Below are 18,911 nucleotides of genomic sequence, written 5' to 3'. Positions count from 1 at the left end.
TAAAAATTATGTTTATAAAAAATAAAAAAATATAAATAAACTTGGAGGTAATTATGAAAAAGAATTTTGAAAGGTTTGTAAAAATTATTGCAATTTTAGTTCTAGGAGTGTTTGCAATTAGCTGCGGAAAAGGTGAAAAGGGAAGTGCTAAGCCAGGTTCAATTGAGGCAATAAAAAAAGCTGGAAAAATAAGAATAGGAGTATTTGGAGATAAGCCACCATTTGGATTTGTCGATGAAAATGGGAAAAATCAAGGGTATGATATTTATTTGGCAAAAAGGCTGGCTAAAGATTTGTTAGGTGATGAAAATAAAATAGAGTTTGTTACAATGGAAGCTGCAAATAGAGTGGAATATTTGCTATCAAACAAAGTTGACATCACTTTGGCAAACTTTACAGTGACAGATGAAAGAAAAGAGAAAGTTGATTTTGCAAAACCTTATATGAAGGTATCATTAGGGATTGTATCACCAGAAGGTGCTCCAATAAAGGATGTAAAAGAACTAAAAGGTAAAAAATTAATCGTTAACAAAGGAACAACAGCAGAAATTTACTTTACTAAAAATCATCCAGATATAGAATTGTTGAAATACGATCAAAACACAGAAACATTTAACGCATTGCTGGATAAAAGAGGAGCTGCACTTGCACATGACAATACTTTAGTATTCGCTTGGGCAACAGAAAATCCTGGATTTGTTGTGGATATTAAAGAATTGGGAGAACAAGACTACATTGCTCCAGCTGTAAGAAAAGGGAACAAGGAACTATTAGACTGGCTAAATGCTGAAATAGATGCTCTTACTAAGGAAGGATTCTTTGAAAAAGCGTATAAAGCCACTCTTGAGCCTGTTTATGGAAATAAAGTTGATCCTAAGACAGTGATTATTGAAAAGAAATAACGTAAATTTGGTTAAATTTTATTTAATAAGGATAAGGTTGAAAATAGGAAAAACTGGGAGAAATCCCAGTTTTATAAAATTTATTATTTGGAATTATGTTTTTTTATTAATTCCTGTAATGTTCCATCATAATTTTCCAACACATCTTTCAATAATAATTGATTTAAAATCCCATACATATTTTGACTTTCTTTAGTTTGATAATTCATCAATTTTTCATTAGAAACATTTATAATTTCTTGCAACATATCAATTCTTTGATTAATGATTTCCTGTTCTAATATAATTTTATCTAATCTCACCAAAATTTTTTCCTCTAAATTTTTCCCTTCCTTTTTAGAGAAAAATAAAAAATTTTCTAACACATATTTCCTTTCCACTATGCAAATATTTCATCAAATAATTTTACTTCATCAAGCAATTCTACATAACTATTTTTTAATTCTTGTTTTTCTTTTTCTCCAGTTTTAACACTGTCTAAAATCTCATTAATTTTTTCAATAGAACGCCTAGTCTCTTCTTCTCTTGAGTACATGTAATCTCTTAGTTTTTTATCAACTAAATTTTGTTGTTGATTAATAGAATTTTTTAATTCATCAAATAAAAATTCATTTGCTTCTGTTAAAGTTTCTACCGAGAATGCATTCATTTTTTTCTTTTTTTCACGTCCTTGTTCCATTTTTAGAATATCAAGTAATTCAAAATTGGATAATGAATAAGCGTCTTTAATTTCATTTGAATAAATTTTGTCTAAACTTTTCAAAGTTGTGTTTCTATTTAATTCTAGGCTATCAAAAATATAATCTTCAATTACTTTATCAGAATTTTCAGTATTGTTTTCAGATATTTTATTTATATCTATCAAACTATTTTTTATTTGTGAAAAATATTTATTTATTTCTTCTTTTGAAATGTTATCATATTTTTCTGAAATATTAAGACATTTTTCAATATATGTCTGTAAAATTTCATTAACCTTTTTTGTTTCATCAATAGTAGCATTATCTTTATCATAACTTGGAGCATCACCTATATTAAATACATCTTTAAACCAATCCGCTATTCCTTCTCCAATTTCAACTATTTTATCAATAATACCTGTATTTCTTACAAAATCTGCAGCACCTTCAATCGCATTTTCAATAAGATTCCAAATTCCCATTTATTTATCCTCACTTTCTTCTTCAAATTTAACTTTTTTTATTTCTCTCATAAGATTTCTGAAATTACTATTTAATTCTTCAAAATCTGTATTAAATGCTTGAGTAGTTTCTCTTATTTTTAATCTTAATCTTCTGTTTAAAGTTTCCAATTCTTCTTTTTGTCTTTCATTTTGTAAAATTTGTTGTTTTAATTCATTTTCACTTTGTTCAAAACTGTTAATGTTTCCTTGAATTTTTTCAATATGCTCTTTCTTAAATGTTTCAATTTTATTTTTTAAATAGTTATATCTATTGAGAAAATCATTTTTTAAACTTTCATTGAACCCTAAAATTAGTTTATTTTGAATGTTATCATTTACAATTTCTATATTTGAATAATCAATCAACATATTTTTTATTTGTTCAATATCTTCAGGAGTAATATTATCTTTTCGTAATAATTCTCTTCTGTCTTGTTTTGTCATTTTTTCTTTTTTTACTAAATCATCAATACTATCTTCTAATGAATCAATATCCGTATCTGATGATAACTTTATAGCATTTGAATAAAAATATGAACTAACTCCAATTAATTGCTTTTTAGCCATATCAAGACTTCCATAAAATTGTTTTTCTTTTAAATGTTTTAACCATTCTTCCTGTTGCTGTTCCCAGTCTGCTTGGGAATTCATAATGTCAATTTGTGTTCCCAAAATATAAACTTTGTCTTTTTTGTCCTGAGCTTTTGTTAATACATCTAAAATTGTTGCAATTTCTTCATTTCTCAATGTTTTGGCATTTACACAAATAATTACTGCATTTGCACTGTGAATATATTCAGAAGTAATATTTGAACGATATTGTACAGGATCATTTAACCCAGGAGTGTCTACTAGACAAACTTGTGGTGGAAGATTTAATTTTTCTACACCAATTTCAATTTCTTTGACAAAATAATGCTCTCTAGCATGTGAGGAAGTCCATTTTTTTATTTCATCTTTCATAGAATCTAAATTATCAAATTCTTTAAAAATATCTGATTTTCCTAACATTTCACTTTCTATTTCTTTTGCTCTTAAGTTATCGAATTCTTCTTTAAAAATAGTTGCATTTGTACTTTTTTGAGCATCATTCCAGATTTTTTTCCATTCTTCCCTTGAATAAAATTTTACTGTAATTGAATTTTTGTCTGTTGTTTTTATTTTTGTTAATGTTGCAGTTTCAGGAGTTACATTTGTACTGGCTAAATCATAGCCAATAAGAGCATTAATTAATGTTGATTTTCCTGCTTTTACAGCACCTACAATCGCAATTTGGTAACTTGGATTTTTTGAATCAGAAATATATCTTGAAATTTCAGTATTTATTTCTTTAAAAAATGTATTTCCTTTTAAAGTATCCGTACTTTTAAAATACTCCTTTTCTGATAAATTCTTAAATAACACTTTTGAAGCATTTAATTTTTTTACATATTCGTTAATAGTTTCATTCCAATGAATATTAATTAACTCTTCATTGTTATTTCTAATATACTGTTCTAAATATAACATTTACACACCTCTCCTTATAATTTTATATTTCGACTATTTCAAAATTAAACTAAAAAACCAAATTTTAATAAATTAATTTTTAAGTTCAATGTTAAAATACTTTTAATACAATATGAGTATATCAGAATAAAATTATACTATGCTTTTTTTTTTTTTTTTTGCATTAGAAGGTTAAAATATAATGAAACAGATATATATAAGAGAGAGTAAAAGCACGAAAATGGTACTGTGGCATTATTTAAAAGGCTTTTCATTTATATGGACTTTTCTTCCAATTTCCTGTATAATACGAATATAAAGCATCGGTTTTACAGAAAGGTTATATTTTACAAATGATTATACGCAAGGAGCATTGCTCGCAAAGGGAAGACTTCTTGGAATCCAGTTTGATACATTATTTTCAGATGACTTGTACAAAAGGATTGGAAAACATGTAATAGATTTAGCTGAAAAATTAAAAAATATTCTGCACCAAAAAAATTACAGATTTTATCTTGAATCACCTACAAATCAACAGTTTATCATAATTAAAAATACAAAAATGGAAGAATTGGCAAAAAACGTAAGTTTTTCATTCTGGGAAAAATATGATGAAAAACACACAGTGATAAGGCTGGCAACAAGCTGGGCAACTACGGAAAAAGATTTGAATGAATTAGTAAAATTATTATAAATAGAGAAAGCGAGAGGATTTTATGAATTACAAGCTAATTGCAACGGATATGGATGGGACATTGCTTGATGAGGAGCATGGGATAACAAGTGAAAACGTTGAGGCGATTGTGAAAGTTCAGAAGGAAAAGGGTGTTAAATTTGTGCTTGCAAGCGGTAGGCCTAGTTATGCGATGTTTGAATATGCAAAAGAGCTTCAAATGGATAAGTATGAAGGTTATGTCTTGGCATTTAACGGTGGAGAATTAATTGATATGAAGACAAATGAAGTAATTTTTCACGAGGGACTGGGGAAAAAGGATATAGAAAATGTTTATAAAGTTTCAAAGGAAATAAATGTTCCGATGATTTTGTACGTTGGGGATACGATTTATGGGACAGAATCGACAGATGGAGTAATGTATGAAACAAATCAATGTAAAATGAAATTCCAAAAATTTGATTCACTTGAAGATTTAGAAAAAAAAGGAATAGACAAAACTACAAAATGTATGATTATTGGAACGCCTGAAGAAGTATTAATGGCAGAAAAACATATGAATAAAGTCCACGGGAATGATTATTTTATCGCCATTTCAAAACCAATCTTCCTAGAAATTGCTAACAAAAATGTGGATAAAGGGAAAACATTGAAAAAATTAGGGGAAATTGAGAATATAAAGCCTGAAGAAATGATTGCGGTTGGTGACAGTGCGAACGATAAGCCGTTGCTGGAGTACGTGGGAATGCCTGTGGCTGTGGAAAATGCAATTCCTGAAATCAAAAGCATCTCTAAATTTATTTCAACTTCAAATGTGAAGCATGGATTGAAAACTACGATTGAGGAGTTTTTTGAATTTTAAAACTATAAAATTTGTACAGGAATTATCGGGAAAAAAGTCGAAAAATCATATATACTTTTAGTGTAAGGAGGAAAAATATATGATTAAGGCATTTAATGAAACGATGAAATATATCGAAGATACCTTGACTGATAGAATTGACGAGAGAAAGATTGCATTGCTTTCTGGATATTCGTATCCGCTGTTTAGCAGAATGTTCTCAATTATGGTGGATTATCCGTTAAGCGAGTATGTTCGCTTTAGAAAGTTGAGCTGTGCTGCGATAGATTTACGTGAAAGCGATGAAAAGATAATAGAAATAGCCTTTAAATACGGCTATGAATCTCAAGATTCATTTTCCTTGGCATTCAAGAAATTTCATGGATACACACCAAAGGAAGTCAGAAAAGGAAGTGCATTTCAAATTTTTTCTCCTATAAGATTATCTTTAAGTATTGAAGGAGGAAAAAATATGGACATCAAAGTTATGAAAAAATCGGCTTTTAAAATTGCAGGATTGGTGGAAAGAATTGAAGAAGGTGGTGATTTTCCTAATGTCTGGGATAAACTTTTTAAAAAAGTATCTCCAGAAAAATTAGAAAATTTAGGAAATAGACAAAGTTATGGAGCTTGCTATGAAATTGAGAAAAATGAAAATTGTGAAAGCAAGTTTACTGTAAACTATATGGCTGGATACGATATTCAAAATGTTACCGAAGCAAACGATTTGGGACTTAATATACTTGAAGTTCCAGAAGCTGAATATGCTGTAGTAAAATTGAAGGGAATTGTTCCAAATTGCATTCATGAAGGATGGAAATATGTGACAGGGACATTTTTCCCAGAACAAGGTTACAGACACGCTGGAACACCTGATTTTGAAGTTTATGGTGAAGGAGATATGTATAGTTCTGACTATGAAATGGAACTTTGGGTTCCGATAGTAAAAGATAAAAATTAATATTATTTCCCATTCAAATAGTGTATATTTAATAAATTTTGAATTAAATATATTTATCAAAGAATTAAAATTTCTTGCTCTTAACAGGATTTAATATTAGATTATTTTGTTTAATAATAGTTTTTACTATTTTTATTATGTTTTTCTTTATTTTTCGCAGGATTGCTCATTGCCGCAAATCCTGCAACCTATGGCTAGACTACGACTTTTATTTGCCCAACTACGAAACTCCTCCTTCCAGTCGTCAAATAGTCGTAGTTGAACAAATAAAAGCTCCGTCGGTTTTTAAAACTAAAAAATTTATCTTAGTTAAAGAAAAATAGTTATTATAAATTTTCGAGATTCTAATTTTTCAGTAAAAGACAACTTGTTTGAGCTTTTCTATTATATTTAAGTTGGTAATAACCTTATGAAATTAAAATTACTTTTGTTAAAAGCGAGTTTTGTCTTTTACTGTAAAATTGAAATTCGAGAAGCGGGGTTGTAAGGGCATGGTGTTTGATACCTTTACATAAAAAAACTAAATATAAATAAAATTAAATTAAATTAAATAAACAATTATTAAACAGAGTAGTCTAAATTAATATTATTTTCTATTTAAATAACAGATTTATTACAAAATTTTCTAGAAAAGAATAAAAACCTAATATTTTCAAATAATTAAAATATGATTTTCATTTTTTATAAACTAAGTCCGTCGGAGCATTTTTCTGTGCTGGCAAAACTGTTTGAGCACAGCGAGTTTTTTGTCAGTACAGAATAAATGTCGTAGACTAGCCATAGGTTGTAGGATTTGCGGCAATGAGCAATCCTACGAAAATAAAAAGAAAAAATATAATAATATAAAAAAATATTTATTAATCAAAATAGTTAAAAAATAATTTAATTGAATGATTATAAATTAGTTATTAAATATCCCCATTATAAAAATATATTCCTATTTTTAAATGGGGTTTAGTATTATTAATTTTATTCAATTAGTTTTAAGAACTTTGCAAAATATCAAAAAAGTTAAAAATCACACTTTTTACATTTACATTGCTTCTAATGCTATTTTTCAAATTTATCAGTTTTCTTAATTCGTTTGATCCCACAGAATACTTCACATTTATAATGATTTTTGAAAGAAAATTTATCAGAAATTCTTTCTCCTTTTTCAGTTCGCTTTCGATTTCATTTATAAAAAAATATACATTTTCGATATCCCAAAAACGTATTCGACGTGCCAGCAATTCAATGCTTTTATTATATTTTATCGTCAAATCCAGATTATTTTTTATAACCAGTTCTCCAGTTGCATAATTTTTCATCTCAAAAATAATTTGTAAAATATCTTCTACAGTATTAATTTTAAATTCAATATCATCAAGTGAGAGATTTTGTTTTTTAAATTCCAAAATATCATTTTCATTTCCGTCAAAAAAATAATAAATTTCTTTGCTGACTCCCAGTTCATCGTTGTTCATTCCAGATAGATGAAATTTGATTGTACGGGATTTTATTGTGGAAATGATGTTTAATGTTCTTGATAGAAGTATGAAGTATACATTTTGTGGGGGTTCTTCCAAAATTTTTAAAAGAGCGTTTGAAGATTCTTTTCGCAAGTTTTCGATTCCGCACAGGATAAATATTTTTTTTGGCGAATTAAAGGAAGATTCTATTGATGAGTAGATGATTTCCCGAACTTCGTTAATTTTTATGTTTTCATTGCTTTTATTTATTATTTCAATGTCAGGATGCTGGAAATTATTAATAAGCCGTTCTATTTTCTCTTTTTCAGAGTCATTCTGCACATCCTTTGTCATAATCATTTTTGAAAACATTAGTGCATAAGAAAGCAAGTCAACTCTCTTATCGCCATAAAAGAGATAACTTGCACTTATTTTATCCTGATTTATTTCATTGTTAAATTTTTCAGTTATTTCCTGTAATTTCATTTTTTCTCATTTTCTCTTTTTTAGATTAACAACAGATATTATTAATTTTCTTTCATTTGAAGAGTTCTTAATAATTTTTTGTTGTCAAATGCAGCTCCTCCACCTAAAACTACTGAATCCAATGGATTTGGAGATAAGAACACTTTGATTCCAACTTCTTTTTCCATCATGTCAACAAAGTTTTTGATTAATGAACCTCCACCAGTCATTACAATTCCGTTATCCAGAATATCTGCGGCAAGCTCAGGCGGGCATTTTTCAAGAACTTCTTTTGTTGAGTTCACTACCTGGTATAATGAATCTTCAATTGCTTCATAAATTTCATTTGCGTTAATTTCTACTGTGTTAGGAATACCGGATTCCAAATCCCTACCTTTTATTTCCATAACTTCAGGCGACTGAACCTTTAATGCTGTAGCCATTTCCTTTTTAATTTTTTCAGCAGTTCTATCCCCGATTAACAAGTTGTATTTTCTTTTTACATATCTTACAATATCTTCGTCAAATCTGTTTCCAGCGATTCTGATTGATTTACTTGCGATAATTTCATCAAGTGAAAGAATTGCAATATCAGTAGAACCTCCACCTATATCAATTACCATGCTTCCTTCAGGTTGTGAAATATTTACGCCTGAACCAATGATAGCGGCTCTCCCTTCTTCGATAATGTATGTCTTTTTAGCACCTTTTACCGCATCAAACAAGGCTTTTCTTTCCACGCTTGTAACTTCGATTGGCACACAGATCATTACCTCCGGTTTGAATAATGAATTTCCATAAATTTTATGAATAAAGTATGTAATCATTTCCTTTGTTGAGTCAATATCTGCGATAACTCCATCTTGCAGAGGCTTGATAGCCTGAATGCTGTCAGGAGTTTTTCCCAACATTTCCCTAGCTTCTCTTCCAACTGCAATTAATTTTCCAGTTTTTCTATCTCTTGCAACCACAGATGGCTCATTTAACACTATTTTTTTTCTTTGCTTATCATAAATCAATATGTTCGCAGTTCCCAAATCTATTGAGATGCTTTTATTTACTCTAAATATTTTTACAAAATCAAATGCTCCCATTTTTCCTCCTATTAAAATTAACTTCCTTAATTATATCATACTTTTCGATAAAAATTTATTATTTTTTGCAATTTTTTTAAATTTTTTGTTTATATTATTATTTTTTGTAAAATATATTAACTAAAGTATTTAAATTTATTAAAAATATAAATTAAAAATCTTTTGCATTTAGCCATTTTAAAATTTCATCATAAATTTCGTGTTTATTTGTTTCGTTAAGGGATTCGTGCCGTCCATTTTTATTTTCAAGAATATTTATTCTTCTTTTTTTCTTTCTTAATATATTAAAAATTTTACTAATATATGGAATGTCAATTACTTTGTCATCAGTTCCGTAGACAGCCAATATTTTTGCATGTTCGTCTAATTTTTTGTAATTTCTGTTGATAAATCCCATTGTGGAAAAAATTCCAGAATAAAACTTTGGTGTGACAGGATAGCCACAAAGTTCACTATCTTCGTATTTTTTATTTTCAATTTCGTCTCTTGTCAACCAGTCAAATTTCGTTTTATTTGGCTCAAAATTTGCATTGCATTTTTCCATAAATTTATTAAATACAGAAACTTTTTTGAAAATCATTCTTTCCAGAAGAGTGGCAAAATGTCCGCCTAAGGCTACCAGCTGATTTTTCAATGGAAACCCTGATAAAATAAAATATTTATATTTATTTTTAATTCCCCATCGTGTTCCAATAAGAGAACCCATGCTATGTCCAAAAATCGTTGTATTACTTGGAGTTGCTCCAACTTTGCTCAAAATTTTTGCAAAAAAGAAATCAATATCCTTAAAGACAGATTTTATTCCACCCTTTCCAAAATCTCCAATTTCATTTTCTTTCAGCTCACCATGCCCACGAATTTCCATAACAAATACATTGTATCCGTTGGAAGCCAAAAACTCCCCAAATTCAGCATATCTATCAACAGGTTCTGTCATTCCATGAAATATCACAACATTATTTTTATATTTTTCTCTTTTTGATTCAAAAAACAGATAAGGGATTTTTTTATTATCAAAACTCTCAAAATATTGCTTTTCCATCATGTTCCTTTCTGAAAAAATATTATCAAATACTCAGTCTTTCACTAATTTTAAATAAGTACACATATTCATTATAATATAATATTATTTTTTTTGCAATTACAAATTTTTTTCTCCATTTTTTACGTACATTTGTTATATCACATTCTATTTTATCAGTCAATCAAATTTCTATTACTTTTTCAGAAAATAGAAAATATGAAAAATATGTGAAAAAACTATATTAATTATGAAAAATATATGCTAAAATATAAAATATATAAAAATGAAAATAAGGAGGCATTTTGATGAACTATCAAAATTTAGTGAATGGAGAATGGAAAGACTCTAAAAATACAATAACTATTTATTCGCCTATAAACGGGGAAGAGCTTGGAACTGTGCCAGCCATGTCAAGAGAAGAAGTTGACTATGCCATGGAATCTGCCAGAAAGGCTTTACCTGCCTGGAGAGCATTGTCGGCTGTAGAAAGAGCGGCTTATTTGAATAAGGCTGCGGATATTCTTGAAAGAGATAAGGATAAAATAGGGGAAAACTTAGCAAAGGAAGTCGCAAAAGGAATTAAGGCAGCTATTTCAGAAGTTGTTAGAACTGCTGATTTAATTAGATATGCTGCAGAAGAAGGACTTAGAATCACAGGTGAATTTGTAAATGGTGGTGGATTTGAAGCTGGAAGCAAGAGAAAATATGGGGCAGTAAAAAGAGAGCCAGTTGGGGTTGTACTTGCAATCGCACCATTTAACTATCCAGTAAACTTATCAGCATCAAAAATCGCACCAGCATTAATTGGAGGAAATGTAGTAATTTTCAAGCCGCCTACACAAGGTTCAATTAGTGGACTATTATTGACACAAGTATTTGCAGAAGCTGGAATTCCAGCGGGAGTATTCAACTCTGTAACTGGAAAAGGTTCTGAAATTGGAGATTATTTGATTGAACATAAGGAAGTGAACTTTATAAACTTTACAGGGAGTACACCAATTGGGGAAAAAATCGGAAAACTTGCAGGAATGCGTCCAATTATGCTTGAATTAGGTGGAAAAGACGCTGGAATCGTATTGGAGGACGCTGATTTGGAAAAAGCCGCAAAAAATATAGTGGCAGGAGCATTCAGCTATTCTGGACAAAGATGTACTGCAATTAAAAGAGTGCTTGTAATGGACTCTGTTGCAGATAAATTGGCTAGCTTGATAAAAGCGGAAGTTGAAAAATTAACTGTGGGAGATCCTTTTGACAATGCTGATATTACAACAGTAATTGACACTTCGTCAGCAGACTTTATTGAAGGACTGATAAAAGATGCGCAGGAAAAAGGTGCAAAAGCATTGACAACAGTAAAAAGAGAGAAAAACTTAATCTGGCCAGTAGTCTTTGACAACGTAACAACTGATATGAGAATCGCCTGGGAGGAACCATTTGGGCCAGTATTGCCGATTATCAGAGTAAAATCTGTGGATGAAGCAGTAGAAATTGCAAATAAATCAGAATATGGACTACAATCAGCAGTATTCACCAAAAATTTCCCATTGGCGTTTGAAATCGCTGAAAAACTGGAAGTAGGAACAGTACATATAAATAACAAGACTCAAAGAGGGCCTGACAGTTTCCCATTCTTAGGAATCAAAGGTTCAGGAGCGGGAGTTCAAGGAATAAAATACAGCATAGAAAGCATGACAAGAGTTAAATCTATCGTATTTGATATATAAAATTGGAGAGATGTTTTCTTTTGGGAGAACATCTTTTTTTTGAAAAATTTAGATAAAAAACTATTTTACGGGAGGTTTTCCTATGAAAAAGTTAAAGGTTTTTATAGTATTGGTTTTATCTGCATTAACATCTGTAAGTTGTTCCTATTTTAAAATTCCCAAGAGAACTGGGAAAAAAGTAGGGAATATATGCACTTATACAGCAAAGGGAGAGTTTATAGGGTGTGAACCTATAAAATAGCAAAAAAATAATTTTTTAAAAACAGAATAAAATTATATCTAAAAAAATAAAAAATATATAGGAGGAAATGTTATGAAAAAAGCATTATTATTTTTATTTGCTGCATCTGTAGTATTTGCAGCAGGGCCAAAAGTTCCTTACACTCATGAGGGATTTTATTCGACAGATAAAGTTCAGAAGGCTGTTCATTTTGTGTCTGTTGATGACATTAAGAAAAGTTTGGAGGGGAAAGGGCCAATTAATGTAAGTTTTGACATTGATGACACATTGCTTCATTCAAGCGGATACTTTATCTATGGGCAACATTATTTCCAAATTCCAGGAGATAAAAGAGGAGCTGTAAGTTACCTGTACAACCAAAAATTCTGGGATTATGTAGCTGAAAATGGAGATGAACATTCAATTCCAAAACAATCTGCAAAAGACTTGATAAAAATGCACTTGGAAAGAGGAGATAACGTATTTTTCATCACAGGAAGAACAAAACATTCAAAAGACAAAAACTACACTTCTACAAAACTTTCTAAAACATTGCAAAGATACTTTGAACTGCCAAAAGAAGTTTATGTAGAATACACAGCTGACACACCAACAGGTGGCTACAAATATGACAAATCATTCTATATCAAAAAACACAACGTCTCAATTCACTACGGTGACAGTGACGATGATATCTTAGCCGCAAGAGAATTAGGAATAAGAGGAATAAGAGTTCAAAGAGCTTATAACTCTACGAATCCACAAAAAATGAACGGTGGCTACGGAGAAGAAGTTCTAATAAACTCTGCATGGTAAAAATAAAAAATTATAATAAATGTTTTCAGAAGTATAAAAAGATACTTCTGATTTTTATTATTGAAAAAATATAGGAACGTATGGCTATAATATACACCAAATATATGAAAGCTGTATCTTTCCTGCTGTTTTTATTTAAATGAAAATTTTGATAAAGTAATATTTTGTGTTATAATTAATTTAAAATTATAAGGAGGAATTATGGAAAATAAAAGTTATTTTGACGGTGGGCTGCTTAGTTACATTGGGTGGATTATTTTAGGCTCTCTTATAACATCTTGTACGTTCGGGATTTGTTATCCGTGGGCATTGTGCATGATTTATGGTTGGAAAATAAATCATACTGTTGTTGAAGGCAGAAGATTAAAATTTAATGGCAGTGCAGTAGGTTTGTTTGGTAATTGGATAAAATGGTTGTTGCTAATAATAGTAACATTAGGAATATACGGATTTTGGGTACACATTAAATTAGAACAATGGAAAGTAAAAAATACAACTTTTTTAAATTAATTTATTAACTCAAGGCTGATTGTTTCAGTCTTTTTTTGTTGATTTTATACTAAACTTCATTTAATACTAAATCCCATTAGAAAGCATAAACTTTATTAAGGAAATTTTATTCTGTTAAGAAAATTTTTAGAGAGTGGTTCGTAGAGCTTTCGCTATTATTAAGTGATAATCAATTAAAGATATTAAAATAACTGTTATTGTGAAATAGGAGGGATGGCGTTTGATCTCCCTGTTTAAAATATATTTGAATATGTAAAAATAAGAAAAAATATTTTTTAACCAAAATAACTGAAATAAAAATCAAGATAAACATTATTTGATGGAGATAGTTAAAAAAATAACAAAACTTTCTTCCAAAGGTTGAAATATTGAAAAATATGTTTTAAAATATAGTAAATAAAATTTTAAGGAGGCAGAAAAATGAAAAGTTTAAAAGAGGATTTTTCTTTAATGTCAAGTTTGTTGATACCAGTAGCGGTGGCTATTAATTTTACAGGTTTTGGGATTGCGAAATTTTTACAGTTGCCTATATTTCTTGATTCAATTGGATCGGTGTTTATTAGTCTTATTGCAGGGCCTTGGGTGGGGACAGTAACAGCAGTTATTACGAGTCTGATTACAGGAAGTTTTTCTCCAGAATATTTTGCATTTATACCTGTAGCAATATGTAATGCCTTGGTTGTAGGAATTCTTGCAAAAATGAGAACTAAAAATTTAGTAATAAAAACAATTATAGTAAGTTTGGCACTGGCTTCGGCTTCAATAATTGTATCTATTCCTATAATTATTAAAGTTTATGGAGGATTTACAGGAAATGCTTCATCTACAGTGGTAGTATTATTTAAAAGTATAGGATTTAGTTTGGGACAAGCAGTTGCGATAGCCACTATGCTTACAGAAGCAGCTGATAAAATTGTAACAACAGTAATTTCTATATTAATTATAAAAAGCATGTCAGATAGATATTTAATAAAATTTAAATATGGAGAAAATTATATTTATAAGAAAAATGGAGAATAGGAAGTTATGATTAAAAATTTTTTTAGAAACTTGTATCCTCTTACGAAGTTCTATTTAGCCGCAGTATTGTTAATATCAGCATTTATATTGCCAAACTATACTTACGGATATTTATTGATAGCAATTTGCGGAATTGTTGCCTATTTTTATGAAAAGTTGGGAATATACTTGAAAAGAGTGTTTTTTAGCCTGTTTTTTCTAACTTTGATTATATTTGTTGTACAGGGGCTGATGATTCCTTCTAATGATATTATGGCAAAATTTGGTTTTATTACAGTATATAAGACTGGGATAATAACTGCGGTAAGATTGACTTCCAAAATTGCAGCTCTAGTTTCTACTATAACAATGTTGACACTAATATCAAAAGCTAAAGAGTTCACAGTGGCTCTTGAAAAAAAAGGACTTAATCCTAAATCGGCATTTATTTTGCTTTTATCGCTTCAAATGATTCCTGAAATGAAAAAACAGTCAGATATAATTATGGATTCACAAAAGGCAAGGGGAGTAGAAATGGAAGGAAATGTATTCGTAAGATTTAAGGCACTTATTCCAATATTTATTCCAATGGTGTTGTCATCCATAATAAGTACCGAAGAGCGTGCGATTACACTTGAGTCGAGAGGATTTTCCATTGGGGAAAAGCGGACAATATTGCACGATATAGAAGAAACAAAAAATGATAAGATTATGAAAATTATGCTGGCTATTTTTATAGTGCTGTGTATTGTGTGGAGGGTGTTATGGGTTATTTTAAAATAGAAAATGTGAACTACAAATATCCACTTGAAGATAAACAAGCCTTGAAAAATATAAATGTTGAAATAAAAAAAGGCGAATTTTGGGCTGTAATTGGAAAAAATGGGAGCGGGAAAACGACATTTTGTAATATGTTAAGGCGATTTGTGCCTGATTTTTATAAAGGGGAACTGACAGGGAAAATAACGCTGGAAGATAAAGAACTGAAAGATTATTCTCAAAAGGAACTTGTGCAGAAAATTGGATTTGTATTTCAGAATCCATTTACGCAAATTAGCGGAGTAAAAGATACAGTTTTTGAGGAAATCGCTTATGGACTTGAAAATTTGGGGTTAGAGAAAGAAGAGATAATTTCCAAAGTTGAAGAAATATTGAAACTGCTTGAAATTGAAAAGCTGCGTGACAGAAATCCTTATGACTTGTCTGGCGGACAAAAGCAAAGAGTGGCACTTGCCTCAATTATCGCAATGGATCCTGATATTCTAGTTATTGACGAACCCACTTCACAGCTTGATCCAAAAGGGACGGAAGATATTTTCAAAATTATAAATTTAATGGCAAATGAAGGAAAGACAATTATTTTGGTTGAGCATAAATTGGAATTAATAGCAGAATATGCTCAAAATATACTTGTCCTTGATGAAGGGGAAATAATTTTGAGTGGAAAAGCGGAAGAAGTCTTAAATAATAAAATCTTGCTGGAAAAGGAAATTGGTATGACACAATATTCTATACTTGCCTATGAACTTGAAAAAGCGAGAAAAGTTGAGTTTGAAGAAATTCCTATAACCAAGGAAAAGACAGTGGAATTATTGAAAAAATAAAGTAATAAAAAATAAAAATTGTTAAGCAAATCTTGAAAATATTTATTAAAAAGGAAAAATTATGAAACCAAAAGATTTGAAAAATAGAATCGTACTTGTAAAAGGCGATATTACTGAATATCCTGCTGATGTGATTGTCAATGCCGCAAATTCTTCCTTGCTTGGAGGCAGTGGTGTTGATGGTGCAATTCATAAGAAGGGTGGCAAGCAAATAGTCGAAGATTGTATGAAAATACGAGCTTCCTGCGGAAAATGCGATGTTGGAGAAGCTGTTATTACAAGAGCAGGAAATATGCCTTTCAAAAATGTAATTCACACAGTTGGGCCTGTCTGGCAGTCAGGAAAAAATAATGAAGCAAAATTATTTGCAGAAAAACTATTAAAAAAAGCCTATATTTCAAGTTTAGAATTGGCTGAAAAAAATAAACTGAAAAATATTTCATTTCCAAATATTTCGACAGGAGTGTACAGATTTCCAAAAGATTTAGCAGCAAAAATTGCTATTAACGCTGTGACAGAATATTTGGCAAAAAATGATTTTATAGAAAAAGTAAATTTTGTATGTTTTGAAAATGAAAATTTTGAGATTTATAGAAAGTTATTGGAAGAGAAAGGGATTTTATAAAAAAATAAATATTTAAAGATAAATTGTTTAATAAGATTTTTAAAGGAGATTAACTATGAGTTTTATTACTGTCAAAAATTTGAGTTTTAAATATCCGAGCGGAACTGAAAATGTGCTTAACGATGTTTCTCTTGAAGTTAAAAAAGGGGAAAAAGTCGCAATTATTGGGCAAAATGGAGCTGGGAAAACAACGATGGTAAAAATGTTGAATGGATTGTTAAAGCCAGTAAGCGGAGATGTTGTTGTAGATGACTGGAATACAAAGAAATATACCGTTGCCAAAATGAGCCGAAAAGTCGGATATGTCTTTCAAAATCCAATGGATCAGATATTTCATAACAATGTTTACGATGAAATAGCCTTTGGAGCAAAAAAATTAAAATATTCTCCTGATGAAACAAAAAAAATGGTAGAAAATGCCATAAAATTAACGGAACTTGAAAAATATCAAAAGGAAAATCCGTACAATTTACCGTATTCCTTGAGAAAATTTGTTACAATTGCCGCAGTAATTGCAATGGGTTCAGACGTTATTGTAATGGATGAGCCAACAGCAGGTCAGGATTTTAGAGGAATGAGAGTCTTGCATAACTTGATTGACGAACTTCAAAAGCAGGGGAAGACAATTATTACAATAACTCATGATATGGAATTTGTAGTAAAAAACTTTGACAGGGTAATTGTAATGACAAATGGAAAAGTTATTGCTGATGGAGATAAACGTGATATTTTCTGGCAATTTGACACATTGGAGAAAAGCATGGTGAAACAGCCGTATATCAGTGATTTGGCTAAGGAAATGGAAATGGATGGAAAGGTTTTGTCTGTGGAGGAATTTGTGGAAAATTATGAAAATATGCGTTAGTTGTCTTTAGTAAAATGAAAAATGATACAAATTAAAATAGTTAAGATTTTAATTCTAAAGTAATAGATAGAGAAAAAATAGGGTTAAGTAGGAAACAATCTCAAATTTCTTGTATCAATACAATTATCCATTTAAAAAACGAAATTTAATTATTTAGAAATATTGAATTTTATATTTCTTGTTGAAAAAATTTTTAATAAATTTGTTATTTAAATGGGGTTTAGTATAACATAATCTATGAGAAATTTGAGTTGCTCCTAAAATGTTTATTTTATTAATTTGTTGGTTTTATCACTTTAGTAAACAGCTTTCTTTTTGAGTAAAATTTTTATAATTCAATTTCCCTGTTTTTATCAATTTTTCTAAAAATATCAGTATTTTTGAGCTTTTCTGCATTTCTTTTCTTTTGACTTTTGTTTTCAATATTATTATTTATTGTAGTTATCATCATAAATAAAAATTTTTCCTGCCCCAAGTTGTAGTTTTTCACCTCATTACTTGCAGAAAGTGTTGCAATATTATTTAAATAATAGTCAATTCCCTTTTGAAATTCATTTTTTTCAACAAAATTCCGAATATTTAAAAAATGTAAACTTAACTTGTAGGAGTAGATTTCTTCATCTGACATTGTAAATTTGTCAGTTTCATTTTTATTGCTCAAAAGTTTTAGAGTTTCATCTATTTCAGGCTTTAAGTTTTTCACGCCATTATCATTGGCTTCTTCCTGTAATTTTATAAGTTTTAAAAATAAAGAATTTGGATATTTTTTATTTATTTGATTAATAATTTTGCTTTTCTCGTCTATATCTTCAATATTCCCATAATAACTGACTTTCATGCTCCAAATTTCATAATCTGCTGGATTAGCCTTTTCAAAAATATCCATATATTTTTTTCCATTTTTTATATTTTTCAAGTAAAGGCTTGCCAAATAAGTTTCAGCGATTTTCCCTGCCACAATATAATTATTTCTATCCTTTTCAAGCAATTTTTCCAGTTTTTCCAAATATTCCGCTCCATCAATATCCGAAGTTTCAAAAAGCAGTCCATCGCCAATTTCTTCATCAAGTTTAATAGTTTCTTCAATAATTTCACGTTTAATCCCTTTTGCACTCAGTTTTTTATAAATAATATCACTTATGCTTTCTGCATTTCCAAAAATTCCAAATGTTAAAAATAATAAAATAGCAGTTAATTTTTTCATCTTGTTTATTTCCTTTCAATTTTTTGTTTATTATAAACGTGTATATTTTTCCTCTTAAAGTCAAAAATACATTTCTTAATTTTTAAGAATTCTTACTATATTTTACATTATTGAGAAAATTTTTTCAAATTAATTAATAAATTTTTTTGATATAATTCTTTTGCGAAAAAAGACAGAGTAAAAAATATAGGGGCAAATAAATTTAATCAAATTTTTAATTAACAAAAAAGAGGAAACCAGTTACAATATAATCGCCAAATCC

At 29.4% G+C, this 18,911-nt stretch carries 20 protein-coding genes; 13 read left to right on the top strand and 7 right to left on the bottom strand.

Annotation, left to right across the window (positions count from 1 at the left end; genetic code table 11):
* Positions 1-53: 53 nt before the first annotated feature.
* Positions 54-902, top strand: a complete 849-nt coding sequence (locus K324_RS0112500; protein WP_026749431.1) for a cysteine ABC transporter substrate-binding protein — start codon at positions 54-56, stop codon at positions 900-902.
* Positions 903-985: 83 nt separating this feature from the next.
* On the opposite strand, the gene K324_RS0112495 is transcribed toward K324_RS0112500, so the two are convergent.
* The 3 genes from K324_RS0112495 to K324_RS0112485 form a co-directional block, all read right to left on the bottom strand.
* Positions 986-1,204 (bottom strand): hypothetical protein, encoded by a 219-nt coding sequence (locus K324_RS0112495; protein ID WP_146997573.1) that lies wholly within the window; start codon positions 1,202-1,204, stop codon positions 986-988.
* Between the two features lie 77 nt (positions 1,205-1,281).
* Complete coding sequence (locus K324_RS0112490; RefSeq protein WP_026749429.1) at positions 1,282-2,064, bottom strand: hypothetical protein; 783 nt, start codon at positions 2,062-2,064, stop codon at positions 1,282-1,284.
* Positions 2,065-3,594 carry a dynamin family protein gene (locus K324_RS0112485; protein WP_026749428.1) on the bottom strand — a complete coding sequence of 510 codons (1,530 nt, stop codon included), beginning with the start codon at positions 3,592-3,594 and terminating at the stop codon, positions 2,065-2,067. It lies immediately after the preceding gene.
* 352 nt (positions 3,595-3,946) lie between these two features.
* On the opposite strand from K324_RS0112485, the gene K324_RS0112480 reads away from it, so the two are divergent.
* The 3 genes from K324_RS0112480 (at position 3,947) to K324_RS0112470 (ending at position 6,048) form a co-directional block, all read left to right on the top strand.
* Positions 3,947-4,267 (top strand): hypothetical protein, encoded by a 321-nt coding sequence (locus K324_RS0112480; RefSeq protein ID WP_026749427.1) that lies wholly within the window; start codon positions 3,947-3,949, stop codon positions 4,265-4,267.
* A 22-nt stretch (positions 4,268-4,289) separates the two neighbouring features.
* Positions 4,290-5,108, top strand: coding sequence for a Cof-type HAD-IIB family hydrolase (locus tag K324_RS0112475; RefSeq protein WP_026749426.1), 819 nt, complete (start codon positions 4,290-4,292; stop codon positions 5,106-5,108).
* A 79-nt stretch (positions 5,109-5,187) separates the two neighbouring features.
* Positions 5,188-6,048, top strand: a complete 861-nt coding sequence (locus K324_RS0112470; protein WP_026749425.1) for an AraC family transcriptional regulator — start codon at positions 5,188-5,190, stop codon at positions 6,046-6,048.
* Positions 6,049-7,031: 983 nt separating this feature from the next.
* Here K324_RS0112470 and K324_RS0112465 read toward each other — a convergent pair.
* From K324_RS0112465 to K324_RS0112455, 3 genes are all read right to left on the bottom strand, one after another.
* Entirely contained in the window at positions 7,032-7,985 is a 954-nt protein-coding gene (locus tag K324_RS0112465) for an ATPase (protein WP_026749424.1), read from the bottom strand.
* Between the two features lie 41 nt (positions 7,986-8,026).
* The gene (gene mreB, locus K324_RS0112460; RefSeq protein ID WP_026749423.1) at positions 8,027-9,058 is read right to left on the bottom strand and encodes a rod shape-determining protein; all 1,032 of its coding nucleotides are present in this window, start codon (positions 9,056-9,058) and stop codon (positions 8,027-8,029) included.
* Between the two features lie 151 nt (positions 9,059-9,209).
* On the bottom strand, positions 9,210-10,103 hold the full coding sequence (locus tag K324_RS0112455) for an alpha/beta fold hydrolase (protein WP_248615405.1): 894 nt from the start codon (positions 10,101-10,103) through the stop codon (positions 9,210-9,212).
* Between the two features lie 284 nt (positions 10,104-10,387).
* Here K324_RS0112455 and K324_RS0112445 point away from each other — a divergent pair, with 284 nt between their 5' ends.
* The 9 genes from K324_RS0112445 (at position 10,388) to K324_RS0112405 (ending at position 17,445) form a co-directional block, all read left to right on the top strand.
* Positions 10,388-11,806: an NADP-dependent glyceraldehyde-3-phosphate dehydrogenase gene (locus K324_RS0112445; protein ID WP_036095810.1), complete on the top strand. Its 1,419-nt coding sequence runs from the start codon at positions 10,388-10,390 to the stop codon at positions 11,804-11,806.
* A gap of 82 nt (positions 11,807-11,888) precedes the next feature.
* Complete coding sequence (locus K324_RS16140) at positions 11,889-12,047, top strand: hypothetical protein (RefSeq protein WP_169720588.1); 159 nt, start codon at positions 11,889-11,891, stop codon at positions 12,045-12,047.
* 72 nt (positions 12,048-12,119) lie between these two features.
* Positions 12,120-12,842 carry an acid phosphatase AphA gene (aphA, locus tag K324_RS0112435; protein ID WP_012806412.1) on the top strand — a complete coding sequence of 241 codons (723 nt, stop codon included), beginning with the start codon at positions 12,120-12,122 and terminating at the stop codon, positions 12,840-12,842.
* A gap of 201 nt (positions 12,843-13,043) precedes the next feature.
* Positions 13,044-13,352: a DUF898 family protein gene (locus tag K324_RS0112430; protein ID WP_026749420.1), complete on the top strand. Its 309-nt coding sequence runs from the start codon at positions 13,044-13,046 to the stop codon at positions 13,350-13,352.
* Positions 13,353-13,772: 420 nt separating this feature from the next.
* Positions 13,773-14,372 (top strand): hypothetical protein, encoded by a 600-nt coding sequence (locus tag K324_RS0112425; protein WP_026749419.1) that lies wholly within the window; start codon positions 13,773-13,775, stop codon positions 14,370-14,372.
* Between the two features lie 6 nt (positions 14,373-14,378).
* Positions 14,379-15,134: an energy-coupling factor transporter transmembrane component T gene (locus K324_RS0112420; RefSeq protein WP_026749418.1), complete on the top strand. Its 756-nt coding sequence runs from the start codon at positions 14,379-14,381 to the stop codon at positions 15,132-15,134.
* On the top strand, positions 15,116-15,955 hold the full coding sequence (locus K324_RS0112415; RefSeq protein ID WP_026749417.1) for an energy-coupling factor ABC transporter ATP-binding protein: 840 nt from the start codon (positions 15,116-15,118) through the stop codon (positions 15,953-15,955). Before K324_RS0112420 ends, K324_RS0112415 begins: the two co-directional genes overlap by 19 nt.
* Positions 15,956-16,016: 61 nt before the next feature.
* Positions 16,017-16,580 (top strand): macro domain-containing protein, encoded by a 564-nt coding sequence (locus K324_RS0112410; RefSeq protein WP_036095805.1) that lies wholly within the window; start codon positions 16,017-16,019, stop codon positions 16,578-16,580.
* Positions 16,581-16,635: 55 nt separating this feature from the next.
* Complete coding sequence (locus K324_RS0112405) at positions 16,636-17,445, top strand: energy-coupling factor ABC transporter ATP-binding protein (protein ID WP_026749415.1); 810 nt, start codon at positions 16,636-16,638, stop codon at positions 17,443-17,445.
* A 328-nt stretch (positions 17,446-17,773) separates the two neighbouring features.
* Here the strand turns inward: K324_RS0112405 and K324_RS0112400 are convergent, their stop codons facing one another.
* On the bottom strand, positions 17,774-18,649 hold the full coding sequence (locus K324_RS0112400; protein ID WP_026749414.1) for a hypothetical protein: 876 nt from the start codon (positions 18,647-18,649) through the stop codon (positions 17,774-17,776).
* Positions 18,650-18,911 lie beyond the last annotated feature (262 nt).

It is taken from the genome of Leptotrichia trevisanii DSM 22070 (genome assembly GCF_000482505.1).
Taxonomy (GTDB): Bacteria; Fusobacteriota; Fusobacteriia; order Fusobacteriales; family Leptotrichiaceae; genus Leptotrichia; species Leptotrichia trevisanii.
This window is presented reverse-complemented; position numbering and strand designations above follow the sequence as displayed.